The 23,405-nt window shown below is 61.0% G+C and carries 22 protein-coding genes and 1 pseudogene; 8 read left to right on the forward strand and 15 right to left on the reverse strand.

Annotated features, from left to right (window positions below; all coding sequences use genetic code 11):
- Positions 1-165: 165 nt before the first annotated feature.
- Positions 166-828: an aspartate/glutamate racemase family protein gene (locus tag KIP88_RS09475; protein WP_212420487.1), complete on the forward strand. Its 663-nt coding sequence runs from the start codon at positions 166-168 to the stop codon at positions 826-828.
- On the opposite strand, the gene KIP88_RS09480 is transcribed toward KIP88_RS09475, so the two are convergent.
- Together KIP88_RS09480 and KIP88_RS09485 are read right to left on the reverse strand one after the other, a co-directional pair.
- Positions 822-1,481 carry a flavin reductase family protein gene (locus KIP88_RS09480; RefSeq protein WP_214487629.1) on the reverse strand — a complete coding sequence of 220 codons (660 nt, stop codon included), beginning with the start codon at positions 1,479-1,481 and terminating at the stop codon, positions 822-824. The genes KIP88_RS09475 and KIP88_RS09480 overlap by 7 nt on opposite strands.
- Positions 1,482-2,414, reverse strand: a complete 933-nt coding sequence (locus KIP88_RS09485; RefSeq protein WP_214487630.1) for an N-carbamoyl-D-amino-acid hydrolase — start codon at positions 2,412-2,414, stop codon at positions 1,482-1,484. It lies immediately after the preceding gene.
- 516 nt (positions 2,415-2,930) lie between these two features.
- On the opposite strand from KIP88_RS09485, the gene KIP88_RS09490 reads away from it, so the two are divergent.
- The 3 genes from KIP88_RS09490 to upp are packed head-to-tail and all read left to right on the forward strand — an operon-like array spanning position 2,931 to position 6,086.
- Positions 2,931-4,181, forward strand: a complete 1,251-nt coding sequence (locus KIP88_RS09490; RefSeq protein ID WP_214487631.1) for a GTP cyclohydrolase II — start codon at positions 2,931-2,933, stop codon at positions 4,179-4,181.
- Between the two features lie 14 nt (positions 4,182-4,195).
- Positions 4,196-5,440 carry a URC4/urg3 family protein gene (locus KIP88_RS09495; protein ID WP_283848503.1) on the forward strand — a complete coding sequence of 415 codons (1,245 nt, stop codon included), beginning with the start codon at positions 4,196-4,198 and terminating at the stop codon, positions 5,438-5,440.
- Positions 5,441-5,456: 16 nt separating this feature from the next.
- Positions 5,457-6,086 carry a uracil phosphoribosyltransferase gene (upp, locus tag KIP88_RS09500; protein WP_214487632.1) on the forward strand — a complete coding sequence of 210 codons (630 nt, stop codon included), beginning with the start codon at positions 5,457-5,459 and terminating at the stop codon, positions 6,084-6,086.
- 72 nt (positions 6,087-6,158) lie between these two features.
- Here the strand turns inward: upp and dinB are convergent, their stop codons facing one another.
- From dinB to KIP88_RS09555, 11 genes are all read right to left on the reverse strand, one after another.
- Complete coding sequence (gene dinB, locus KIP88_RS09505) at positions 6,159-7,406, reverse strand: DNA polymerase IV (protein ID WP_214487633.1); 1,248 nt, start codon at positions 7,404-7,406, stop codon at positions 6,159-6,161.
- A 267-nt stretch (positions 7,407-7,673) separates the two neighbouring features.
- The gene (locus KIP88_RS09510; RefSeq protein WP_214487634.1) at positions 7,674-8,873 is read right to left on the reverse strand and encodes an adenylate/guanylate cyclase domain-containing protein; all 1,200 of its coding nucleotides are present in this window, start codon (positions 8,871-8,873) and stop codon (positions 7,674-7,676) included.
- Between the two features lie 418 nt (positions 8,874-9,291).
- Complete coding sequence (locus KIP88_RS09515; RefSeq protein ID WP_214487635.1) at positions 9,292-10,437, reverse strand: Gfo/Idh/MocA family protein; 1,146 nt, start codon at positions 10,435-10,437, stop codon at positions 9,292-9,294.
- 31 nt (positions 10,438-10,468) lie between these two features.
- Positions 10,469-11,542 carry a sugar phosphate isomerase/epimerase gene (locus tag KIP88_RS09520; RefSeq protein WP_214487636.1) on the reverse strand — a complete coding sequence of 358 codons (1,074 nt, stop codon included), beginning with the start codon at positions 11,540-11,542 and terminating at the stop codon, positions 10,469-10,471.
- A 209-nt stretch (positions 11,543-11,751) separates the two neighbouring features.
- Positions 11,752-12,198 (reverse strand): ribose 5-phosphate isomerase B, encoded by a 447-nt coding sequence (gene rpiB, locus KIP88_RS09525; protein ID WP_214487637.1) that lies wholly within the window; start codon positions 12,196-12,198, stop codon positions 11,752-11,754.
- Between the two features lie 58 nt (positions 12,199-12,256).
- Positions 12,257-13,039 (reverse strand): transporter substrate-binding domain-containing protein, encoded by a 783-nt coding sequence (locus KIP88_RS09530; RefSeq protein WP_374226450.1) that lies wholly within the window; start codon positions 13,037-13,039, stop codon positions 12,257-12,259.
- Between the two features lie 32 nt (positions 13,040-13,071).
- On the reverse strand, positions 13,072-13,827 hold the full coding sequence (locus KIP88_RS09535) for an amino acid ABC transporter ATP-binding protein (protein ID WP_214488002.1): 756 nt from the start codon (positions 13,825-13,827) through the stop codon (positions 13,072-13,074).
- Between the two features lies 1 nt (position 13,828).
- Positions 13,829-14,497, reverse strand: a complete 669-nt coding sequence (locus KIP88_RS09540; RefSeq protein ID WP_214487638.1) for an amino acid ABC transporter permease — start codon at positions 14,495-14,497, stop codon at positions 13,829-13,831.
- A gap of 8 nt (positions 14,498-14,505) precedes the next feature.
- A complete protein-coding gene (locus KIP88_RS09545; protein WP_214487639.1) occupies positions 14,506-15,189 on the reverse strand; it encodes an amino acid ABC transporter permease in 684 nt (227 codons plus the stop codon).
- A 10-nt stretch (positions 15,190-15,199) separates the two neighbouring features.
- Positions 15,200-16,099 (reverse strand): NAD(P)-dependent oxidoreductase, encoded by a 900-nt coding sequence (locus KIP88_RS09550; RefSeq protein WP_214487640.1) that lies wholly within the window; start codon positions 16,097-16,099, stop codon positions 15,200-15,202.
- A gap of 40 nt (positions 16,100-16,139) precedes the next feature.
- Positions 16,140-16,880: a FadR/GntR family transcriptional regulator gene (locus KIP88_RS09555; protein WP_214487641.1), complete on the reverse strand. Its 741-nt coding sequence runs from the start codon at positions 16,878-16,880 to the stop codon at positions 16,140-16,142.
- Between the two features lie 240 nt (positions 16,881-17,120).
- Here KIP88_RS09555 and KIP88_RS09560 point away from each other — a divergent pair.
- The 4 genes and pseudogenes from KIP88_RS09560 to KIP88_RS09575 form a co-directional block, all read left to right on the forward strand.
- Positions 17,121-17,450 (forward strand): annotated as a pseudogene (locus KIP88_RS09560) (winged helix-turn-helix domain-containing protein); the annotation flags it as partial.
- Between the two features lie 157 nt (positions 17,451-17,607).
- Positions 17,608-18,423, forward strand: a complete 816-nt coding sequence (locus tag KIP88_RS09565; protein WP_214487642.1) for a C13 family peptidase — start codon at positions 17,608-17,610, stop codon at positions 18,421-18,423.
- Positions 18,424-19,365: 942 nt separating this feature from the next.
- Positions 19,366-20,085, forward strand: coding sequence for a response regulator (locus tag KIP88_RS09570; RefSeq protein ID WP_214487643.1), 720 nt, complete (start codon positions 19,366-19,368; stop codon positions 20,083-20,085).
- Positions 20,085-21,590, forward strand: coding sequence for an ATP-binding protein (locus KIP88_RS09575; RefSeq protein WP_214487644.1), 1,506 nt, complete (start codon positions 20,085-20,087; stop codon positions 21,588-21,590). Before KIP88_RS09570 ends, KIP88_RS09575 begins: the two co-directional genes overlap by 1 nt.
- A 127-nt stretch (positions 21,591-21,717) precedes the next feature.
- Here the strand turns inward: KIP88_RS09575 and KIP88_RS09580 are convergent, their stop codons facing one another.
- Positions 21,718-22,023 (reverse strand): hypothetical protein, encoded by a 306-nt coding sequence (locus KIP88_RS09580; RefSeq protein ID WP_214487645.1) that lies wholly within the window; start codon positions 22,021-22,023, stop codon positions 21,718-21,720.
- A 92-nt stretch (positions 22,024-22,115) separates the two neighbouring features.
- Complete coding sequence (locus KIP88_RS09585; RefSeq protein ID WP_214487646.1) at positions 22,116-23,405, reverse strand: ABC transporter substrate-binding protein; 1,290 nt, start codon at positions 23,403-23,405, stop codon at positions 22,116-22,118.

Genomic DNA, 23,405 nt, shown 5'->3' on the forward strand with positions numbered 1-23,405 from the left:
GCGTTCGCCGGATAAAAGCACAGATCGTGCCGTTACACTCCCTTGCGCTTTCGCAGCAGACAGTGGACCATGCATTACTGGATGGCATGGTCATTGCTTCCATTGCCGTCCAGTTGCGCGTCGTCTGACCGTATCGGCCGACGCGTCATCCCGCAGGAAAACACCATGTCCCGGCCACGCATTCTTGTCATCAATCCCAATTCCAACCAGCTCGTGACGCAAGGGCTGGAGCAAGCCTTGAAGCCGCTCGACTTTGAAGGCGGACCGGAGATCGTCTGCGAAACGCTGGCCGAGGGCCCCTACGGGATCGAGAGCCAGGCCGACGTCGACGGCGTGGCGATGCCGCTGCGCCGCCTCGTCGAAGGCGACAACCATTCGGCCGCCTTCGTCATTGCCTGCTACAGCGATCCGGGTCTGCATGTCTGCCGCGAAGCCACCGACCGACCCGTATTCGGCATCGCCGAATGCGGCGTGCTGACGGCGCTCGCGCGCGCCGAGACCTTCGGCGTCATTGCGATCGCGCAGCGCTCGATCCGCCGCCATGTCCGTTACCTCAGGCAGATGGGCCTGATGGATCGTCTGACCAGGGAGCGGCCGCTCAACATGAGCGTGGCGGAGACGGCGTCGGGCGAAGGAACGCTCGCGAAGATGATCGAGGTCGGACGCGCGCTCAAGGACGAAGACGGATCCGGCGCCATCGTGATGGGCTGTGCCGGCATGGCGCGTCACCGCCGGCCGCTGGAGCAGGCGCTCGGGATTCCCGTGATCGATCCGACCCAGGCAGCCGTGACCATGGCGCTGGGCACCGTGCAGTTCTCGCATCACTGACTTTGGTCGGACGTTTCGGCCGCTCCGTTGCGCGCGAGCCACTGCGCGTGGCTTTCACGCGTCAGCGCAAAGGTATCGCGCTGGGCAGCGTAGAGATTGCCGAACAAGCGCCCGATCGGTCGGTATACATCGAAATCGACATACATCTTTTCATAGTCGATCAGGCCCTCGCGCGCGTGCAGGCGCAGCACCTCCCCAACAAGAAGCTCGCGGCCGGGACCGAAGGCGAGTGCGACGTGCTGTCGGCACTCGAGCGCGAAAGGCGCCGCGGCCAATCGCGGCACGTCAATATCGATCGACGGCAATGTCTTCAGCCCCGTCGCCTCCACTTCGCTGTCACCGGAGGGAAAGTCGATCGCGCAATCGTTGATGGCTGCCGCCAGCGCCTCGTCCACTAAATGCACGACGAACTGCCCGCTGCGGTGGATGTTGCGCGTGGTGTCCTTGGGGCTGAAATCGGCCTTGTGTTGCAGGCCGAGCACCACGAGCGGTGGATCTTCGGAGAAGACGTTGAAGAAGCTGAACGGCGCCGCGTTGACGCTACCGTTCTCGTCAAGTGTCGTGACCAGCGCGATCGGCCGCGGCACGACCACCCCGCACAGCAACTTGTACCGGTCGTGCGGATCAAGTTCGCGGAAGGAGATACCGGACATCTAGTTTTCCGGAGGCAGCACCACGCCGGTGCGGCTGGTGATCAGGCCGTAATGCTCGATGCGGCGGTGGCGCGCGAAATTGAAGATCGTGTTCTTGCCAAAGATAGTGGCGTCAAGATCGCAGGGGTGAACCAGCAGTTCGTCCTCTTCGGTCTTGGCTTCGACGACGATCTCGCCGTCCGGATCGACGATCAGGCTGCCGCCGATCAAGGGATGGCCATCTTCGACGCCGGCCTTGGCAACGCATACGACCCAGGTCGAATTCTGGTAGGCGCCGGCCTGCGCGGAGAGCCGATTGTGGAACAGCCGCTTCTCGGGCCCCTCCTCGCTCTTCTCGGCATTGACCGAGGGGGTGTTGTAACCAATCAGCACCATCTCGACGCCTTGCAGGCCCATCACGCGATAGGTCTCCGGCCAGCGCCGGTCGTTGCAGACGGCCATGCCGAAGATTCCGCCGAGGGCGCGCCAGACGTCGAAACCGAGGTCGCCCGGCTCAAAGTAGCGTTTCTCCAGATGCTGGAACGCGCGTTTCGTGTCGAACTCCGAATGACCGGGCAGATGAACCTTGCGGTACTTGCCGACAATTTTTCCAGACTTGTCGGTGAGGATGCAGGTGTTGAAATGATGGCCATCCGGCGTCAGTTCGGCATAGCCAAAATTCATTGCAATCTTGTGATGGGCGGCTCGCTCAAACAAAGCTCTTGTCGCCGCATTCGGCATCTCGCGTTCGAACCACGCGTCGACCTCGGCCTGATCCTCCATGTACCAGCGCGGAAAGAACGTGGTGAGGGCGAGCTCCGGATAGACGATCAGATCGGCGCCCTTCGCCTTGGCTTCATCCATCAGCGCGATCATGCGCTTGACGACGGCTTCGCGGCTGTCGGCTTTCTGGATCGGGCCCAACTGGGCGGCGGCAACATTGATGACGCGCATGGATAACTTTCTGGATGCTTCCATTTGAGGCGGCGCTTGCATGAAAATGAAGCAGCCTGCGGAGCTTGGAGTCCTGTCGGACTCGATCGAAGTCAGCAGTTAAAGTTTTGGTTCACACGAAGTCAATTCCGCAGACAGCTCGCGTGACGCACGTCAGTTCTGCGTTTCTGCTCGCCAGTTGCGATCGGAAGTTCTGATGCGGCAATGATCGCCAACGCAACGAAGCGACGGGTCTTGGTACGGGCCGCGCGACCCCGCCTGATCGAGTGCGCGGAGCGCACGACGAATGATCCCGCCGTTTCGGCGATGACTTGTGGCGGCGCAACAACCGGCAGCCCTTCCCGCGCTGAAAGGGTTAACGGCCGGTAGCCCACCGGCGCCGCGTTCAAATCGCCGTTGTGCTCGCTCGAAATCTGATTATACTACTGTCTCAGCCGCAACCGCTGCTGAGATTTAATTATTGGTGACCAGGCCCGTCTATTTAGGCGGGCCGTCGCCGTTTCAGGGTTCGTGGCGATGACTCGTTCCAATCGGATTGATCATATTCGCATTACGTCGCACCCGGCACCGGGTGCCAAGCTTAAATTCCCGATCACCTGGGGCGCACCTAGCGCGCGCGAACGTGGACCGGTGATCGGCACCGTGTCGCGCCCGGCGGACCGCAACGTGATCGGCACGCATGGCGGATCCTATTCGGTCTATCGCGCGCTCGCCGTCTCGTCTGGCGCCCTCGACCCGATCCGACGTCCGGATCTCACCAACACCCACCCTGCTGAAACAATCGGGCCGTTTCCGCAATGGGCCGAGCCGCAGCGGATCGTCTCGCTCGACCCATGGGGACATCTCGCCTCGGAAAACTTCGCAAGCGAGATCACCGAGGGCATCGACATCCGTCCGAGTATCGCCATCACGCGCGCCCGTCTTGATCTGCCCGAACTGCAAGCGGCGATCGAGGCCGGACGGCTCAAGCAGGATGGCGAGGTCGTGCACAAGAATGGCAGCGTCTCCGTCGTCAAGATTGCGATCGACCCGGTCTGGTATCTGCCCGGCCTGGCGGCGCGCTTCGCCACCACCGAGAACAATCTGCGCCGACAATTGTTCGAACAGACCGCAGGCATGTTTCCGGAACTGGTGACACGGCCCGACCTGCAGGTCTTTCTGCCGCCGATCGGCGGCACGACAGCCTATCTGTTCGGCGACGTCAGCAAACTGCCCGACCACTCCACCAAGATAACCTGCCGCGTGCATGATGAATGTAACGGCTCCGACGTGTTTGGTTCAGACATCTGCACCTGTCGTCCTTACCTGATTCACGGCATCGAAGAATGCGCGCGCGCAGGCCAAGGCGGCGGGCTCGGCATCATCATCTACAATCGCAAGGAAGGCCGCGCGCTCGGCGAGGTCACGAAGTTTCTGGTCTATAACGCCCGCAAGCGTCAGGAAGGCGGCGATGCCGCGGCTCAGTATTTCGAGCGCACCGAATGTGTCGCCGGCGTGCAGGACGCCCGATTCCAGCAGCTGATGCCGGATGTGGTGCACTGGCTCGGCCTCAAGCGGATCGATCGCTTCGTTTCCATGAGCGACATGAAGTACGACGCGCTGACCGGTCAGGGTATTGAAATCGTCGAGCGCGTGCCTATCCCCGACGACATGATCCCGGCCGACGCGCATGTGGAAATCGCGGCAAAGAAGGCTGCCGGCTACTACACACCGGAGCCACAAGAAGATCCGGACAATCCGGTCGGCCGTTCGCTCGAAAAATATTGAGAGAGGCGGCGGCCTTGTCCCTTGCAAATCCGGAGACGTCAGCGGCTTTGACGTTGCTAAGTGCGAAGGCGGTCCGCGAGCGCGCGCACCGCATGCTCGCGATCGGCCTCGAAGACAGACTTCCGAACTTCCGCATCGACCTCGATCGCATGGACGGCGCAATCGATCTGGTGCTGGAAACGACGCGCGAAGCCTATCCTTTGTTCGACGTACCGTTTCATTCGCGCTGGCGACACTTCGTCACCAACGGAGACGACCGTTGGTCTGCTGTCGCCGACCGGACCGGCTGGCCCGATCGCGCAGCCCGTGCCCGGGCTGAATTCGATCTGGCCATCGTCAGCGTCTTCCTCGATGCCGGCGCTGGTCCATCGTGGCACTACCACGATCCAAAATCCGGATCATCCATCGGCCGTTCGGAAGGATTAGGGCTGGCCAGCCTTGCCATGTTCACGGGCGGCGCATTCTCGGCTGCGCCCCTTGAGCCCTTGCGCGTCGATGCCGACGTGCTCGCGAATCTTGGCGTTGCCGACCTCGAGCGCGGCATGCAGGTCTCGGATGCCAATCCGCTGGTCGGGTTGGACGGCCGCGCCGACCTGTTGCGTCGCCTAGGCCGGCTGGTGGCCTCAAAACCGGAAATATTCGGCAGCCACGACACGCCGCGGCCCGGCGGCCTGTTCGACCGGCTTGCGATGCTGGCTGAAGGTGGAAAGCTGCCTGCCCCGACGATTTTAGCGGAATTGCTGCAACGGCTCGGGCCGATCTGGCCATCGCGGCTGACGCTTGGCGGGATCGCGCTCGGCGACTGCTGGCGGCATCCGGCGTTGACGACCGCGGATGCGACCAGCGGCCTGGTGCCGCTGCACAAGCTCTCGCAATGGCTGGCGTACTCTCTCATCGAGCCGCTACAGACATCCGGCATCAGCGTGACCGATATCGATGGCCTGACCGGCCTTGCCGAATACCGCAATGGCGGACTGTTCGTCGATACCGGGGTGCTCGCGTTTCGCGACGCAGAAGCGGCGCAACAAGAACACGAGGTAGCATCACCTCTGGTCGTGGAATGGCGTGCGCTGACGGTGGCGCTGCTCGACCGCGTCGCTGATGGATTGCGGCACCGGCTTGGACGCGATGCCACATCGATGCCATTGGCGAAAATTCTCGAGGGCGGCACGTGGGCTGCGGGCCGACGGCTGGCGCGCGAACGCCGCCCCGACGCGTCGCCTCCGGTGAAAGTGATCAGCGACGGCACGGTTTTTTAGATCCGAGGTCAGAAACATGGATGGCGTTACGATCGTTAATCACCCGCTGGTGCAGCACAAGCTGACGCTGCTGCGGAAGAAAGACATTTCAACCAAGTCGTTTCGCGAACTCCTCAAGGAGATCGGGATGCTGCTCTGTTACGAGGTCACCCGCGATCTGCCGCTGGCCGATATCGAAATCGAAACGCCGCTTGCGCATATGAGGTCACCGCAGATCGCGGGCAAGAAGCTGGTATTCGCGCCGGTGCTGCGTGCCGGCGTGACCTTTGCGGAAGGCATGCTCGATCTGGTGCCGACCGCTCGGATCGCGCATATCGGCCTTTACCGCGAACCGGAAACCTTCACTGCGGTGGAATATTTCTTCAAGGCGCCGAGCGATCTGCACGAGCGGCTGGTGATCGTGATCTCGCCGGTGCTGGCAACGGCGAACTCCGCCGTCGCCGCGGTCGACCGGCTGAAGGAGCGCGGTGCAAACGACATTCGACTGGTGTGTCTCATCGGCGCGCCGGAAGGTGTTGAGCGTATACGCGGCATTCACCCGGACGTTCCGATCTGGCTCGCGGCGATCGACCAGGGGCTGGACGGCAACGCCTATATCGTGCCGGGTCTCGGCGACGCCGGCGACCGCGCCTATGGCACGAAATAGGTTAGCGATCTGATCAGCTGCCGCACAAGATCAGTGAGCGGGTCCCGGCACTTCCGGCAGCGCCTTGAGACGTCACAGGTCCTTTTCGGCGAGTTCGCGAAACGCGTCGGGAACGGAACGAGAGATGCCCAGCGCCACCGAGCCGTATCCAATAGCATCCCATCCGAACCGATCGCGGATCTTATCGACGGCCCGGTCGGCCGCCCATCGTGCCATGCCTATTTTGGTGCCGGGGCAGCGGCGTTCATCTTGAAGTCCAAGCGGAAGTTCAAGCTCCAGATCCCAGTGCTCTTCGAGATGCGACACAGAGATAGCCAGGAGCGAGATGGTCTTCTCATCTGGGTGTTCTGCGAGGACCGCGCGCACGAGATCCCCGGCAATCTCGGCGAGGATTACGGTCGCGGAAATCGGCGCGTCGAGCGTGACCGACCGGGTGACCGAATTTAGATTGGCGAAGCGAACGCGGACCGTCACGGTTCGGCCAGGCCTGGATTTCGCGCGGAGCCGGGTGCCGATTCGGTCAGCGAGGTGAAGAAGGGTTGGTCGAAAAACTTGCTCTTCGGCAGGCTTCCTGCCAACTGCCGATTGCGCTCCTGCCGATCGAGCCCGTTGGTGAGCCCTGATTTCCCGTCGATCGCGATTCCATGCCAGCGCTGCAAGTTTCTCTCCTGCCGCGGGACCGAGCAACCGCTCAAGCGACCATCCCGGCGTCTTTGACAGCTGCCCGATGGTTAGCACGCCTATCTCGGCGAGCCGCGCCTTCGTGACCGGACCCACACCCCACATCAACTCGACGGGCAAGCGGTGAAGGAATTTCAGCTCGGTTTCGGGATCGACGACCATCAGCCCGTCGGGCTTGGCCACTTGCGAGGCAATTTTTGCCAGATGCTTGGTGCGCGCCACACCGACTGAGATCGGAAGGCCAAGCTCGGTGCGCACGCGCTGGCGGATTGCCCGCGCGATTTCGGCAGGCGTACCGAAGAGATGGGTGCAGCCCGCAACGTCGGCAAAGGCCTCGTCAATGGAAATGCGTTCTACGAGCGGCGTGAAATCGCCGATCACTTTGATGGCGGCGTCGCCCAGCCGTTGGTATTCCCTAAAATGCCCGCTGACAAAGATGAGTTGCGGACAGAGTTCGGACGCTTGCCGTCCCGGCATGCCGCCGCGGACTCCGAAGGCCTTGGCTTCGTAAGAAGCGGCAAGCACAACCCCACCACCGACAGCAATGGGCTTGCCGCGCAACGAAGGGTCAAGCAGCTGCTCGACGGAGGCATAGAAAGCATCCAGGTCCGCATGGAGGATGGTGGCTGTCCTTGCCATCCCGACCGTTCGCTCGTGACGTTTCGAAGAGGTCTCGCAGAGAGAACATAATGAGAACGAGAGCGGCCGATGTCAAGAGATCAGGGGCAAGGAGAATGAATGCGCAGACACCGATCCTGACAGAAAGCCGCGGCTCTACGTGTCTTTCAGTGTGTGAGCTTTTGTCACGGAGACTAGCAACACCGAGACGGACATTCGCTGATAGTCGCCGTTTGGGGAGTTCGCGCCCCTTTGGGGACGGCTCGACAGCTGGCGATAGATCGGCATTCAGCCGTGATACGCAAACAGCTCGATCGGGTCGTTGAAGCCGCGCACCGGATATTCGCCGACGCGTTCAAGATCGAAATCGCCTTCGACGAAGTCGGCGAACGCGCGGGACAGCAGCACCGGTCTCCCCAATTGTTTGGTGAGGGTCTCGAGACGCGAAGCCATGTTGACCGCAGGACCGATGACGGTGAAGTCGAGCCGGCTGCGCGACCCGATATTGCCGTTCATGACGTCTCCGACGTGGACGCCGATACCGTAATTCAGCGGCGCACGACCGGTTTCACTGTTCTTTTCGTTCAGGGCAATCATGGCCTGACGGGCTTCGGCCACGGCATGCAGCAGATTCGCGCAAGCCGACGGCTGGCTGAGCGGAAAAATGGCGAGCAGACCGTCGCCGATGAATTTCAGTATTTCCCCGCCATATCGCGCGATCGGCTCTGACATCGCGTCGAAATAACCGTTCAGAAGATCGATGACGTCATCGCGCGGCCAATTGTCGGAAATCCCTGTGAAATCACGCAGATCACAAATCATGATGGCAGCGCGTACCGTCGTCCCGCTGCCGCGCCTGGTGGCGCCGGCCAGAATGAGCTCGCCGGCATGCGACCCGACATAGGTTTCGAGCAGCGTTCGTGCCAACCGGTTCTTGACACGGATTTCGCTGACCAGCGCCAGAACCGGCAACAATTTCAACAGGCCGGCGATATGCGCGCCGTCGAAACCTCCGGGCCGGTCGGTTGCAAAGGTCACGATATGCCGCTTGCCGAGCGTATGGTACAGCGGCCACGCCACATAGTCGGTCAGGCCTTTCGCCCGCATCTCGTCATAGACGGCGTGCTTGCGGCCCAGCGAGGGATCGCTTTCGAGATTCTCGCGCACCTCGGCGGCGCCGTCATGGATTTCGTTGGCGGGACTACCGATGTATTCGGATCGCTCCCTGACATCGTAGTCTACTCTCGCAATCTCGGCCTCGCGCATCCCGTCGGCCCATATGATCCGGGCGCCAAGCCATTGCGGATGGTGGATCAGGATATGAAGCGTTGCCCGCTTGACGGGAATGCCCGCCCGCTGGAGCCGGACACACATCTCAGCAAAGATATTGTCAATGAAGCGCTCATCGCGCGTGCCGTTTGTCAGCCAGTGCACAACGTCGTTGTCAGAATGCGCGGCGACAGGATCGATGTTTGGCGGCGCGTCCATATCTTGCTCTCAGCGGTGAAGTGGGATCGACGGTACAGGGATATGTGGTGTCCCCACTCGACGGCGTCAACGGAGTCCGCCGCGCAATCTGCTTGCGCGCATCGGGTTGCCGGAGGGCTGCCGCGTGTCCGGCGCGAGAGGACGCAGCGCTGCGCGCTCCATTCAACCCATAACTTGCCCGCACGTTGATTACCGGCAAATTCACCGGTGCAATCGTCTCGAAATGCCGACTAGGCGGAGGATCGGGCATCACTCTCATCAGCATTTTCGCGGGCTGGTCCAGGGCGTTGAGATTCGGCCCAACCGTCCCGCCCCGCTCTGGATGGTTGCGGGGCTCCCGACATTCGCCGATCGTCGCCTTCCGAGACAGGTCCTTGCGTCCCGAACGCAATGAGTATCATCTAAGTTATTGATTTTCTTAAACCGGCATCCAGACCCCTCCGGCGGCGCTTGAGCGCAGGACGGCGTCCACCATCGCAACACCGGCAAAGCCATCCTCAATCGTTGGAAAGGTCAGCCCCGGATCGGCAATGGAAGCGGTACGACGGGCCACAATAGCTGTGGCCACTTCGGCATAGATCGTCGCGAACGCTTCCAGGTATCCCTCGGGATGGCCGGACGGAATGCGATTGACGCGCTGACCGGCGGCATTCATGGACATTGCGCCCCGGCGGATCAACCTTGGTGCTTCACCGAGCGGCGACCAGATGAGAACGTCCGGCTCTTCCTGCCGCCAGTCCAGGCCGCCCTTCTCACCGAAGATCCGTAACCGCAATCCATTGTCGTTTCCGACTGCGACCTGGCTCGCCCATAAGGCGCCCCGTGCCCCGTTGCCGTAACGCAGCAGAATTTGCACGTTGTCATCGACACGGCGGCCCGGCACGAAGATGGTCGTCTCGGCCAGAATCTGCTCAGGCATCATCCCGGTGACAAAGTGCGCCAGCTGATATGCATGGGTACCGATGTCGCCGACGCAGCCGCCGCCACCCGAGCGCGCCGGATCGGTACGCCAATCGGCCTGCTTCTGGCCGGTGGCCTCAAGCGGATCGGCCAACCAATCCTGCGGATATTCGACCTGCACGATCCGGATTGCGCCGAGTTCGCCGCCCTGAACCATAGAGCGTGCATGGCGGACAAGCGGATAACCGGAATAATTATAGGTGACGGCAAATATCAGTCCGCTCGCGCGTGCCTTGTCGCGCAAGCGGCGCGCCTCCTCAAGGGTTGTCGTCAACGGTTTGTCGCAGATGATATGAACACCCGCATCCAGGAAGGCGTCGGCGACGGGTGCGTGCATATGGTTTGGAGTGACGATCGCAACCGCCTCTATACCGTCGGTTCGCGCGGCCTCGGCCTGCGCCATGGTCCGGAAGTCCGGATAGGATCGATCGGACGGAAGGCTGATAGCCGCCGCCGATCGGATCGCTTTATCGGGCGAGGCCGAAAGCGCACCGGCGACGAGTTCGTAACGATCGTCCAGGCGCGCGGCGATACGGTGGACGGCCCCGATGAAGGCGCCTTCCCCGCCGCCTACCATTCCTAGTCGAATGCGTGGCTCAGCCATGTCGCGCGCTCCTGTCGATTTATTCCGGCGCTCAAATGAGGCCCAATGTCCGTCGGATCTGGGTCTCGTCGCTGGTGCCGCCGGCGAAGTCGTCGAAGGCTCGTTCGGTGACGCGGATGATGTGATCGCGGATAAAGGCTGCACCTTCGCGCGCGCCGTCCTCCGCGTTCTTCAAACAGCATTCCCACTCCAGCACCGCCCAGCGGTCGAATCCGATGGCAGCCAGCCGCGAGAAGATCGCCTTGAAGTCAACCTGTCCGTCGCCGAGCGATCGAAAGCGGCCGGCGCGATTGACCCAGGGCTGGAAGCCCGAATAGACGCCCTGCCGCCCGGTCGGGTTGAACTCCGCGTCCTTCACGTGGAAGGCGCGGATGCGCTCGGCGTAAATGTCGATGAAGGCCAGATAGTCCAATTGCTGCAGGACGAAATGGGACGGATCGTAGTTGATCGCGCAACGCGGGTGATTGCCGGTGCGCTCGTAGAACATCTCGAAGGTAATGCCGTCGCATACGTCCTCGCCTGGATGGATCTCGTAGCAGAGGTCGACGCCCGCCTCCTCGTATGCATCGAGGATCGGACGCCAGCGACGCGCGAGTTCGTCGAACGCCGTCTCGATCAGGCCCGGCGGCCGCTGCGGCCAGGGATAAAGGAACGGCCAGGCCAGCGCGCCGGTGAAGCTCACGCTGCCGGTGAGGCCGAGACGGCGAGACGCCTGCGCTGCCTTCATCATTTGATCTACCGCCCAGATCTGACGTTCGTTCGGCTTGCCCCTGACTGCCGGTGGCGCAAAAGCGTCAAAGGCTTCGTTGTAGGCCGGGTGAACCGCGACGAGCTGTCCTTGCAGGTGGGTGGACAATTCGGTGATCACCAGACCATGGCTCGCAGCCACGCCGGCAATTTCATCGCAATAGGTCTGAGAGGCGGCTGCCTTGTCGATATCGATCAGGCGTGGATCGGAGGTCGGGACCTGAACGCCCTTGTACCCTAGTCCTGCAGCCCAGCCGCAGATGGCATCGAAGCTGTCAAACGGCGGCGCATCGCCGATGAACTGCGCCAGAAAAATCGCGGGCCCGTTCATGGTGGCCGGTCGAATAATCGCTGACATTGCATCTTCTCCGGTTCAGGCCGCTGCGCCACGCCTGTAGGACGCCGCGTCATTGTCCGACAAGGATGCTGGCCGTTCAATACGCGAAACGATCTTGATCGCCCCATCGGCGCCCGCATGCTGGATCGCGTGCCTGACTTCCAACACATGGGCGGCGAAGTCGTTGATAAGAAAGACGCGGATTGTCAGCCGCCCCGTACGCAAAGACCTCAGCCTTCCGCATCCATTTCGTGAAGCTTTTGGACGCGTCGCCGGAAATCCTCCTCCGTCGAAAACTCGGCGGCAAGAAACGAGGAGATGAGATCGTTGGCGAGCCACGGTCCGACGATCTGCGCGCCAATGCACATGACATTCACATCATCATGCTCGACGCTCTGATGGGCCGAATGGACATCGTGACAGACCGCGGCGCGGATGCCCTTCATCTTGTTGGCCGCGATCGAGGCTCCGACGCCGGTGCCGCACACCATGATGCCGCGCGCGACTTCACCCGACGTCACCTTCCGTGCCACGGCCCGTGCGATATCCGGAAAATCCACCGGATTTTCGTCGTAGGATCCGACATCGACGACCTCGTGTCCGAGACTGCGGACGTGATCGATGACAGCCTTCTTGAGCGACCAGCCGGCGTGGTCGGATCCTATGACGAGACGCATTCTAGTTTTTCCTCTTGTGATGATGGCGGCCATGACGGCCGCCACGGTTTTATGGGTTTCAGCCGCGCATATCGGGTGGCAGTTCGACACCATGGAATTTCTTGTAGATGGCGTTGAGCTTGCCGTTTTTGACGTTTTCGGTGACCCACGCGTTGAGCTTCTCCAGCAAGCGCGTCTCACCCTTCTTCAGCCCGATGGCGAGTTCGAAGCTGGCGAGCGGGATCTTGGACTCGAAGATGCGCGCCGGATTCTTGATGCCGATCTGATTGATGATCGTGGCCGACGAACCGACGCAATCGACCTGGCCGGAGACGGCCGCCGTCACTCCGGTGGCATCATCGTCATAACGCGCGATCTTCAGTTCCTTGTCCTTCATATTCGACAGCATCGTATCCTGCGTGGTGCCACGCGAGACGCCCACGGTCTTGTCCTTCAGGTCCGGCCAGTCCTTGACATTCAGTGACTTCAGGCAGCCGATATCCGATTGCAGCGTCGCGTATTTCTTCGAGAAATCGATCACCTTGGCCCGCTCAGGCGTGACCGACAGGGTGGATATGATGATATCCGCCTTTCCGGTCTGCACATTCGGGATCCGCGTCGCGCCAGTCGTCTGGATGAATTCCAGCTCGAGGCCCCAATCCTTGGCCAGCAACTGGGCAACCTCGACATCGGAGCCGGTCGGCTTCATGCTGCTGTCCATCATGCCGGACGGGGGAATGGCAAGGTCGGTCGAGATACGGATCTTCTTGGCCTGCGTGATGTCATCGAGCAAGTCGGCCTGCGCCGGCCGGTCAGCCAGCACGACGAGGCAGCATGCAGCAACGGCGCTGCTCAGAATCATCCGGTTTCCGATCATTGGGGTTTCCTCTCCTGTTATGATTTCAGATTGCCCGTCCCCACGAACTGGACGAGTTCCGGCGTTGTCGGTGCCGTCAGGATCGAGGCAGGCCCGGTTTCGTGAACCTTGCCACGATGCATGAAGACGATCCGATCGGCGATGCTCCTTGCAAATCCCATTTCATGCGTGACCATCACCATGGTCATGCCGTCGGCTGCGAGCTGCTCGATCACCTTCAGCACTTCGCCTGTCAGTTCGGGATCGAGCGCTGAGGTTACCTCGTCGAACAGCATGACCTTGGGCTGCATGGCGAGCGAACGCGCGATGGCGGCGCGTTGCTGCTGACCACCGGAAAGCTGTTCGGGATAGGCGTGAATCTTCTCTTCGAGACCGACCTGCGCCAGCACCTTGTGGGCCAGCGCTTTCGCCTCGGCCAGGCCCATTCGCTTCACCGAGCACGGTGCCAGCGTGATGTTCTGCTCGATCGTGAGGTGGGGAAACAGGTTGTAACTTTGGAATACGATACCGACATCCTGCCGCAGAGCCCGCAGATCGACGTCTGGAAGATCAACCCTGCGTCCGCAGACGGAGATCTCGCCCCCGTCGACCTTCTCGAACCGGTCGATGCAGCGTAACGCGGTGCTCTTGCCGGAACCCGACCTGCCAATGATGGCAAGGACCTCGCCGCGCTCGACGGTAAAGCTCACGCCGTCGAGCACCTTCAGCGAGCCAAAGCTCTTCTGCACGTCGCGGAGCGACACGATGGGAGTGGAAGATGAGGTTTGCTGCATGTCAGGCCAGACTGAAGTTGGCACTGCCACGTCCCATCCGCCGCTCCAGCTTCTGACTGAACAGGGACAGCGGGTAGCACATGGCGAAGTAGACGGCGGCGATGATGGCGTAGACGATGAATGGCTCGAACAGCGAGTTGTTGACGATCTGTCCCGAACGCATCAATTCGACGAAACCGACCACCGAGGCGAGCGAGGTGTTCTTGACGATCTGCACCATGAAGCCGACGGTCGGCGGCGTCGCGATGCGGATCGCCTGCGGCAGGATCACCTTCATCATGCGTTGCGTCCGGCTCAGCGCCAGGCCCTCCGCCGCTTCCCATTGCGGCTTTGGCACCGACTGGATCGAGCCGCGCCAAATCTCGCCGAGATAGGCGGCGACATAGAGGGTGAGCGAAGCGCTGGCGGCGGCAAGCGGCGACATCTTGAGGCCAATCGCTGCCAGTCCAAAATAGCCGAGGAACAGGATAACGAGGAGTGGCGTGCCCTGGACCAACTGCACATAGGCGGCGCTGAGAAGTCGCACGGACCTGAGGGGAGAAATGCGCGCGAGTGCGATCACGAAGCCGACGATACCGCCACCAATGAGAGCGATCAGGGAAAGCCCGATCGTCCATAGCGCGCCGTGGCCGAGGAAAAGCAGGTGGTTGACGTTGAGATGTCCGCCCATGCGCTACCTCACAAAGCCGTGCCGAGCCGTCGCCGGCGCGGAAACAGGACGAGGCCGAGACCCCAGAAGCCCGCGCGCATGACCAGCGACAGCAGAATGTAGAGCACGGCGACGATGATGTAGGTCTCGAACGCTCGGTAGGTATCCGACTGGACGTAGTTGGCCACGGCCGTCAATTCCTCGGCGGAGATCTGCGAGCAGACCGACGAGGCCAGCATCAGCAGGACGAACTGGCTGGTGAGCGCCGGATAAACCTTTTCGACGGCGGGCAGCAGGATGATGTGCCAATAGATCTGGAACCGCGTGAGCGCGAGTCCTTCGGCCGCCTCGATCTGCCCGCGCGGGATCGCTTCGAAACCGGCCCGCATGATCTCGGCCGTGTAGGCTCCGACATTGATCGTCAGAGCAACCACCGCAACGGTGAAGGCTGACAGTTTCAGGCCGATGCTGGCAAGTCCGAAATAGACCAGGAATATCTGGACCAGCAGCGGCGTATTGCGGATGGCTTCCACATAGATTTTGCAGATGCGAGCAATCAGCCGGCTATGGGCTCCGCGACCCACGGCCGCGAGTGTGCCGAGAAGGGCGCCGGAAACCGTTGCAAGGAACGCGAGTTCGAGCGTCAGAATGGTGCCTCCGAGGAAGTTCGGCCACCGTTCCAGCACTGCGGGAAAGTCGAGTTCGATGTTCATTGCAACAGGATCACCCAGTGCTTTGATTGGTCATGCGGTCGTAGACACGGAACAGGGCCTGATTGCCGTTCGTGCCTTCGCCGTGCGCCCGCGCGTCGACATATTGGCTGGTGACGAGTGCGGTTCCGGGCAATGGCACGTTCAGGGCTTGCGCATGCTCCTGCACCAGCCTGAGGTCCTTGAGCATCAAGTCGATCCGAAAGCCGGCGCCGACGTCGCCTCCGATCATTGCCGGACCGAGCTTGTCCAGCATCCAGGACGAGGCCGAGCCGCCCAACAGGACGCGGCGAAGCAAATCCAGGTCGACGCCGGAGGCGCGGCCCAAAGCGAGCGCTTCACAAATCGCCTGGATGTTGATGCCGCAAATCAGTTGATTGCAGAGCTTGACCGTTTGTCCGGCGCCGGAAGCGCCAACATGGGTGATGGTGGTGCCCATGGCCCTGAAGAAAGGTTCAGCCTTGCCGAAGGCTTCCGCTTCGCCGCCGGCCATGATCGACAGCGCCGCATTCTTGGCGCCGAGAGGGCCGCCGGACACGGGCGCATCGATGAAACTGACGCCCGCGCGTTGCAGATCCGCATGGATGCGGCGGACCGCGACTGGCGAGATCGTGCTCATATCCACGACGAGTTTGCCGGGAGGTGGAGCTTTCAGCAGACCGTCCTCGCCATAGACCACCGCCTCGACATGGGGCGTGTCGGGCAGCATCGTGATGACGATGTCGGCGTCGCGCGCGGCATCTGCCGCATGTTGCGCACGGGCCGCGCCGTCCTTGGCGACGTCTGCGACGGCGGCCTCGTTGAGGTCGAAGGCACGAACCGCGTGACCTGCCTTCAGGAGGTTGCGGACCATTTCCCGGCCCATCGTTCCGATGCCGATGAAGCCGACGCTTCCCTTGCCGTCCCGTCCCATCTGTTCGCTCTCGTCTTCTTGTTGTTCGATTGCGTTGCAGTCAGCGCGACGCCTTTCGGCCGTCGGTCTCGCCGACCAGCGCACGCCTGCGGTATTCATCGCCGATCGCGAAGTGCTTTCGCAGCGTCGCGTCCGCTCGTTCCGGATCACGTGCGATAACGGCCTCGAAGATGCGCCTGTGGTCGTCGACCAGATACGTCTTCACCGAAGGAAACGACTGCACAAGCTCGCGGCGGCTGCGATGCGAATGCGTCAGGAGACCCGCCAACGAATTGTGAAGGACGGTCAGCGTTTCCGAATGTGAGGCGAGCACGATCGTGCGGTGAAATTCGAAGTCGGCCATGCCGCCCGCATCGGCCTCGTCGATCGTCGCTTCGATTTGCGCGAGCGCGCGCTGCAAGCGTTCGAAATCGGCAATGCCGGCGCGCGCGCAAGCGAGTCTGATCGCCTGGCATTCGATCGCGACCCGCGCCTGCATCACGTCGTCGAGCATGTCCGCCTGCTGGGCGAGCGCGAACGTGAAGAAGTCATTGAGGACCGAGACGTCCGGCCGCGTTACCACCGTGCCGATGCGGTCGCGTATTTCGACGATGCCGAGCACGGTCAGCGCGCGCAACGCTTCGCGGACGATCGGTCGGCTGACACCAAGCTGGCTTGCGAGTTCGCGTTCGGAGACCAGGCGGTCGCCGGGCTTGAGCGACCCTGCGAGCAGGCGCTCCCGCAAGAAGGCGAAAACCTTCTCGAATCCCTTGTCGCTCTCGACGGGCCGCGTGAGTTCCATCCCTTGGGTCCTATTGATCTGACCTTGGTCAGACCAGTAGGATGACCAGACCCTGGGCGTCAAGTCTTTTAGTGGCGCAGCGGTAAGGCCTGCGCCTGAGAAGAAAGCAGCGCGGTCAGAACGGTCAAGGTTGGACGCTCAGCCTTTGAGCGCGGTGACCACGACCTCAATCAGTGCTGGTTTTGCGGGGCCTGCTCAATTTGGATACAAGATGACCGTTCCGCGCAGGACGGGAGGGGTCGCTATCTTTTTGAAGGATTCGTAGCCGATCCGTTTGCCCGTTCGGTGGTCGATCCGGACGGTGGCAACATTGAGCTCACGGGCGCCGAGTTTGATCTGCTCCTGACCTTTCTCGCTCGTCCCGGCCGCGTGCTCTCACGAGACCAATTGCTCGATCTGACGCGGGGGCGCGATGAAGACGTCCTGGACCGCTCGATTGATGTGCTGGTCAGCCGCCTACGACGCAAACTTGCAGTCGGCGGCACAGCACAAATATTCAAGACTGTCCGTAATGGCGGCTACCAGTTTGCCGCCAAGGTTACTCATTTGGATGAACGGATGAGTTATTGATTTTTCTCGCCGTGATGGGTGTTTCCGTCTCGTTTTGTTCACGATCATTTCACCCATTTCGTGACGATTTAGTTGCGGCGTTTCTCGGCGAGAACGATGCTCGCTGCAACAGCAGGGCACCGAGGTCGCGCTGAAGCCGACACCCGAGGCAATTCAGATGTTCAACCGGTCGCGCAAGGAGAAGCGGACTCTTTCACGTGACCCGTTGAAGAAATGCCCTGGTGAAGCTGTGTATCCACGTTGGATCAGCCGGATCGGCGCTCCGCTCATTGCTTTTGTTTTGACCGTCGTGCCGTTGGTTTCGACCGTGCACGCCGTTGAGGATGCTCGCAAGGTGAGCGTAGTGTCCTTCGGACTTTTCGGTGATCAAGGCGTGTTTAGAAGGGAGGCGACCGGCGCAGCACGGGTCGTAGCGGGCCGTTTCGGAGGCGACCCGATCAACGTGCAATACAATTCGAAGAAAGGCGGAGGTGCAACGATCGAAGGCCTGGCCATGTCCTTGCAAGCGTCGGCCAACGCGATGGACGCCAACAACGACATTCTGTTTTTGATTCTCACCTCGCACGGCTCCCGCGCCGGCCTTGCGGTCAAAGCGGGGCGGCTTACGCAAACGCTCACGCCGTCTAATCTCGCCTACATGCTGGCGCGGACCGGCATGCGATACAAGGTAGTGGTCATTTCAGCCTGCTATTCCGGGGTCTTTATTCCTCGGCTCGCGAACCCCGATACGCTGGTAATCACCGCGGCCGACGCCGACCATCCATCGTTCGGCTGCCGGGACAAAGCCAAATGGACCTATTTCGGCAACGCCTTTTTTAATGTAGCACTCCGGCAAGCTGGAAGCCTAAAGGACGCCTTTGTTGTTGCGCGCTCGCTCGTCAAAAAGCGAGAAGTGCGCGAGCGCTTCGAGCCATCGAATCCCCTCATGGCAGGCGGCGAAAACGTGCAGCCGTTGCTCATTTCGCGTCCTTGAGCGACCGGCCGACTTCCGACCGACGCCTGCGTGCCGAAAACCGCGTCCGTATTGAAAACCTCATGATACATTCAGTTTGTTTGCCTTAATCGGAATGAAACCGCGCCCCCCATATTTTGATTTGACGAAGTAAAGTCGGGCACTCTGCACACGAACTTAAGATTTTGCTCGGGCATCAAACACTCTTCCTCCGTCACGAGGCGTGAAATAGCCGTGGGACCGCCACTGTTCGGCAAGTCAAGGGGCGTGACCGAGGCCGAGGTATTCCGCAACACCAGAACAAGCAGCCAACTTATCCGCACCGCGGCTCTGCGAAGAAACAGTCCATTCGGTGTGGTGTGGCCTTCATCATCCTCGACTGATGAGCCTCTCGCGATTTCCGGAACGGCCTCGTGGGAAACGGCGTGCATCGCATCGCACATGTAACGCTCCTGGTTTGTTGAGCGTGCGCACGATGGGGTCCGGATGTCGCAGAACTTTGCCGACCGCTGCCGGGAATTGTCGCGATCTGTCGCAGGAATACTGCATTGCATAGTTCGCGACAGTTGAAGCGGTCTTCGGTGATGGCCGCCGTTCCCGTCATTCGCTATTCAATGACCTTGCTCTCAATGCGGCTTTTCAACTTGCATCAAGCCTGAGCAGACATACGGATCTGCGACAATTTGCGACAAAGACGGCTCACCGGGACAACGTTCTGCGACAGCTTATGCCTAGGCTGTTTCAGCCAGATCGGGGAATCATGCACATGAGGCCGGTTCCCGCTCGGATCGGCCGGCATCGGAATCGGGATCCTGCGATCCCGATCCGATGCCGCGACGCCGTCAGTGAAGCCTGCCACAAGCATTTGATTTCGGTCGATCATGCGCGGCCGATACATTCTGTTACACTTTTCCTATGGGTTGAGTGCAGGACTTCAGTATGATCCGGGACGGAGCAAACTAGATGGACTCGGCACCTCACATCGCCATAGTGGACGATCATCGCGATATTCGCGATCTGGTCGGCAAGTACTTGATGCAGCATGGCTACCGCATCAGCCTTGCGGAGAGTGCTGTTGCACTGCGCCGTTTGCTGGAACGAAGTGCTCTGGACCTGGTGGTTCTTGACGTCATGATGCCGGGCGAGGACGGATTGTCCGTCTGCCGTCATCTGCGCAGCACCACGGACCTTCCCGTTATCCTGTTGACTGCCATGGCGGAGGAGACCGATCGAATCGTCGGCCTGGAGGTAGGTGCCGATGACTACGTAAGCAAGCCGTTCAATCCCCGCGAACTTCTCGCCCGTATCAAGGCGGTGCTTCGACGAGTCCAAAGCCTGCCGCCGCAAAAGGGCCGGCTCGCGACCAAGGTCGTGCGCTTCGATCGGTGGACCTTCGAGGTCAGCCGGCGCGAGTTGGTAGGAAACGACGGCGTCGCGGTGCCGCTCAGCACGGCGGAGTTCCGCCTCTTGTGCGCATTTCTCGATCATCCGGGTCTGGTACTCAGCCGCAATCAGCTCCTTGACCTGACAGTCGGCCGAGATGCCGATCCATTCGACAGGAGCATTGATAATCAAGTCAGCCGCCTGCGGAAGAAGATCGAGGCTGATCCGAAAGTACCAGCATTGATCAAGACCCACTGGGGCGGTGGATATAGCCTCGCCGCACAGGTCGAGCAGCCGTGATGAGCTTATGGAAGCGTAGTCTTGCGGCCCGTTTCATCTGTTTCACACTGCTGTCTTTAATGCTGTCACAGGCAGTCGTGTTCTTCATTTCGTGGGATGAGCACGGGCAGGCAATTCGGAAGACCGCCAAGGGCGAGATATTCAGCCGGTGCGCTTCGCTCGCCCGGGTATTGGAGGCGACGCCTCCGGCGCTTCAAACCGATATCCTTAACGCCAGTAACACCAGTGCGGCGAGATATTGGATATCGACCGACGGTCTGAAGGATGCCTCCGCGTGGCGAGAGGAGGCATGGGAGCGTTTGGCTCAGCCATTGCCGCGTGTGTCCTTTCCCGGCCATACCGTGCCGGCCGAAGCGAGACCGGATTTCGCCCGAAATGGTGCCCGCAATGGCAGCGCCCCCTCCTCGCAATGGATCGATTTGAAGCCGGAAGCTTGGCCGCTGTCTCGACCAGCGAAATTTCTTTATCTCGATGACGCCACCGGCATGGGGTTGGCCGTTCGGTTGGCGAACGGTGCATGGCTGAACACTGCATTTGCCAAACCCGCGCAGGACGGCTTTTGGACTTCCCAATCTACCGTTGCGCTCGGCCTCTCGGCGTTGTTGTTGTCGATCATCGCCGTATTTGCCGCTCGAGGCATCGCGCAACCATTGCGCCGCCTGGCCGTAGCGGCCGAAGCCCTCGGCCGTGGCCAGGAGATCGTACCTCTGCCGGAAACCGGCCCCGACGATATCCGACGTACGGCCGAGGCATTCAATCGCATGCAGGCACGCCTGCACCGTTTCGTCGACGACCGCACCAGAATGCTGGCCGCCATCGGCCATGATCTGCGCACACCTCTGACCTCGCTCCGCTTGCGAGCAGAATTCGTGTCCGACGAGGACGTCCGCGAGAAAATGCTCTCCACAATTACCGAGATCCAGACGATGACGGAGGCGACTCTCGCATTCGCTCGCGAAGACGCAAGCGCAGAAAACACGCGGACCGTGGACCTCTCAGCTCTCGTGGAGAGTCTGTGCGACGATCTCGCCGAACTCGGTTATGACGTCTCTTTCTCCGAGGGACAAAAGATCAGCTACAGCTGCCGACCGGACGCACTCCGCCGCGCATGCCGCAACCTCGTCGAAAATGCCATTCGTTATGGCGAGCGGGCGCGCGTCAGCGTGGAGAGACGAGCAGATAGTATCGAAATCATCGTCTCCGACGATGGACCCGGGATACCCGATTCCGCCAAGGAGCAGGTTTTCACGCCGTTCTTCCGCATGGAGAGTTCGCGGAATCGCGAAACTGGCGGCGTAGGTCTCGGCCTTTCCATTGCCCGGACCATTGTCCGCCGCCATGGCGGAGATATCATCTTGATTAACAAGGAGAAGGGATTACACGCGGCCATTAGCCTGCCACCGCTGGATGGTGGGCCTCCTCTCGTCTGTCGCGGGGTCTCGGTCGCAGGAGCGACGGACAATATCAAGGCTCTTGAACCGGCAGCCCGAAGCGCTTCTGCTTGAGCTTACCATCAAGATGATGTTGTTCTTTAATCACGCTGTTTGGAGCGACCGGTATCAAGTTATTCACTCGCAGCAGTGATCGCGGAGATTCCGGCTTGTTGACATGCTATCCGAACCCGGTCCCCCGTTACTCACTAGGCGAGCCACGCTGGCGCGATTCATCCTGGTTGCCCGACGCGTCGCTGCCACCGCCCCCGAAGCCGAGCACTTCGACGATGATGATGGATGGCTGCTCGGACCTGCGCGATTGCGTGACGTCCCTCACGGCATCGCTAGCCGCCTTCTGACTCGACTCGGTGCCCTCCAGCTTGATGGCAGACACGGCATTTTCCTTCGCCGGCAAACCTTTGACTTCTCCCGAGACCTGGAAATTATTCGCATTCAGCACATAGAGAGCCGCAAGATTGAATTTGCCGCTGACGCGGGTCGACATCGCTTGGCGGCGTCTTCCGGAATCGGCCGGAGCGTCGCGGCCAATTCATTGATCCAACTCCGGGAAAGATGCCCCGTTCGTTCGATCGCCAGCTAGCCGCCGCACTTTGGCAGAAGATTGGACACGGCTCCAACCAGCTCCGGCATGACCTGCTCCGCCGTACGCTTGCCCGTCACCAGGCTCTCTATCTGGTGCTTGATCACCTCGATAATTTTCAGCGAATTATCACCTGGAAAGGACGCCCATTCCGTCAGCAATGGTAGTTGCTGGATACTGGTCAAGTGGTTGGGGCTCCTTGCATAGAACGCGCCGAGCAGGTCCGGCGTCTTCACGGCGATCTCGTTGCCGGGCATATAGCCGGTGGAATTGACCATCGCGGTCTGGCCGACCGGCCCGGTGGTGAACTTTATGTATTTCCAGGCGGCCTTCTGGCGTTCGGCGTCCTTTGCGAAAACCATAGCGACGTTTCCGCCGGCGGGAAGGCGCCCGTCGGCGACGGCGAGCGGGAAGGCGACGGTTTTGAACTGGAACCGACCGCCGATCTGCCGCTCGGCCGCGGCCACATAGGATGTGGAATCCGCTGATATCGCGATGCTGCCGGCGACGAACGATTGCCGGGCCTGACCAAGCCCGAGATTCGGCATGCCCGATCTGCCGAAAGCTTCGAGCGTCTTCAACGCCCACATGCCGTTTGCATCGTCGAAGGCGATGCTGCACCCGTCAGCTTTTAGAACACGGCCGCCTTTGCTCGTCACCAGCGACTGGAACAGCCAGTTGCCGGTTTGCTCCCACTGATAATAGAAGCCGGTAACCGCGGTGCCCGCTTTCGCCTCGATGGTCTTGCCCAGAGCCAGAAGCTCCGGCCAGGTCTTTGGAAGCGCTGACACATCGGTGCCAGCCTTTGCGAGCAGATCAGCATTCACATAAAGCACAGGCGTCGAGGTAGCGAACGGCAGGCCGTAGAGCTTGCCCTTGTATCTTCCGAGTTCCGCGAGCGTCGGGTAATAGCCAAGTTGGGCAAGCCCACCATCTGCCGCCGCGAATTCATCCAGCGGCGCGCCCAATCCCCGATCCACGAACAGGCCAATCTGGTTGATCCCGTTGAAAGCCACATCCGGCAGGCGACCGGTGATCTGGTCACGCAGGATCTGCTGCGCGGCCTCCTCGTAGCTCGCTACGGGATTGCGGAATTTCACCTTGATGTCGGGGTGCGCCTCGGTGAAGCGCCTGGCCAATTCCTGATGCAGCGCATTAAAGGTACCGGGTGTGGTGTAGAGCACGTCGAGCGTGACCTCGGCCCGCGTAGAAGTCGCGCCGACGGTCATGAGGGCAACGGCCCCGGCAAGCACTGGACCAAGCTTGGTTACGAATAGATCAATCAT

It is taken from the genome of Bradyrhizobium sp. SRL28 (genome assembly GCF_018596315.1).
GTDB lineage: Bacteria > Pseudomonadota > Alphaproteobacteria > Rhizobiales > Xanthobacteraceae > Bradyrhizobium.

Bases quoted from the DNA above. Each gene is read 5' to 3' on its own strand.
- KIP88_RS09475 (WP_212420487.1), top strand. From the start codon at position 166: ATGTCCCGGCCACGCATTCTTGTCATCAATCCCAATTCCAACCAGCTC.
- KIP88_RS09480 (WP_214487629.1), bottom strand. From the start codon at position 1,481: ATGTCCGGTATCTCCTTCCGCGAACTTGATCCGCACGACCGGTACAAG.
- KIP88_RS09485 (WP_214487630.1), bottom strand. From the start codon at position 2,414: ATGCGCGTCATCAATGTTGCCGCCGCCCAGTTGGGCCCGATCCAGAAA.
- KIP88_RS09490 (WP_214487631.1), top strand. From the start codon at position 2,931: ATGACTCGTTCCAATCGGATTGATCATATTCGCATTACGTCGCACCCG.
- upp (WP_214487632.1), top strand. From the start codon at position 5,457: ATGGATGGCGTTACGATCGTTAATCACCCGCTGGTGCAGCACAAGCTG.
- dinB (WP_214487633.1), bottom strand. From the start codon at position 7,406: ATGGCAAGGACAGCCACCATCCTCCATGCGGACCTGGATGCTTTCTAT.
- KIP88_RS09510 (WP_214487634.1), bottom strand. From the start codon at position 8,873: ATGGACGCGCCGCCAAACATCGATCCTGTCGCCGCGCATTCTGACAAC.
- KIP88_RS09515 (WP_214487635.1), bottom strand. From the start codon at position 10,437: ATGGCTGAGCCACGCATTCGACTAGGAATGGTAGGCGGCGGGGAAGGC.
- KIP88_RS09520 (WP_214487636.1), bottom strand. From the start codon at position 11,542: ATGTCAGCGATTATTCGACCGGCCACCATGAACGGGCCCGCGATTTTT.
- rpiB (WP_214487637.1), bottom strand. From the start codon at position 12,198: ATGCGTCTCGTCATAGGATCCGACCACGCCGGCTGGTCGCTCAAGAAG.
- KIP88_RS09530 (WP_374226450.1), bottom strand. From the start codon at position 13,039: ATGATTCTGAGCAGCGCCGTTGCTGCATGCTGCCTCGTCGTGCTGGCT.
- KIP88_RS09535 (WP_214488002.1), bottom strand. From the start codon at position 13,827: ATGCAGCAAACCTCATCTTCCACTCCCATCGTGTCGCTCCGCGACGTG.
- KIP88_RS09540 (WP_214487638.1), bottom strand. From the start codon at position 14,497: ATGGGCGGACATCTCAACGTCAACCACCTGCTTTTCCTCGGCCACGGC.
- KIP88_RS09545 (WP_214487639.1), bottom strand. From the start codon at position 15,189: ATGAACATCGAACTCGACTTTCCCGCAGTGCTGGAACGGTGGCCGAAC.
- KIP88_RS09550 (WP_214487640.1), bottom strand. From the start codon at position 16,099: ATGGGACGGGACGGCAAGGGAAGCGTCGGCTTCATCGGCATCGGAACG.
- KIP88_RS09555 (WP_214487641.1), bottom strand. From the start codon at position 16,880: ATGGAACTCACGCGGCCCGTCGAGAGCGACAAGGGATTCGAGAAGGTT.
- KIP88_RS09565 (WP_214487642.1), top strand. From the start codon at position 17,608: ATGTTCAACCGGTCGCGCAAGGAGAAGCGGACTCTTTCACGTGACCCG.
- KIP88_RS09570 (WP_214487643.1), top strand. From the start codon at position 19,366: ATGGACTCGGCACCTCACATCGCCATAGTGGACGATCATCGCGATATT.
- KIP88_RS09575 (WP_214487644.1), top strand. From the start codon at position 20,085: ATGAGCTTATGGAAGCGTAGTCTTGCGGCCCGTTTCATCTGTTTCACA.
- KIP88_RS09580 (WP_214487645.1), bottom strand. From the start codon at position 22,023: ATGTCGACCCGCGTCAGCGGCAAATTCAATCTTGCGGCTCTCTATGTG.
- KIP88_RS09585 (WP_214487646.1), bottom strand. From the start codon at position 23,405: ATGATTGATCTATTCGTAACCAAGCTTGGTCCAGTGCTTGCCGGGGCC.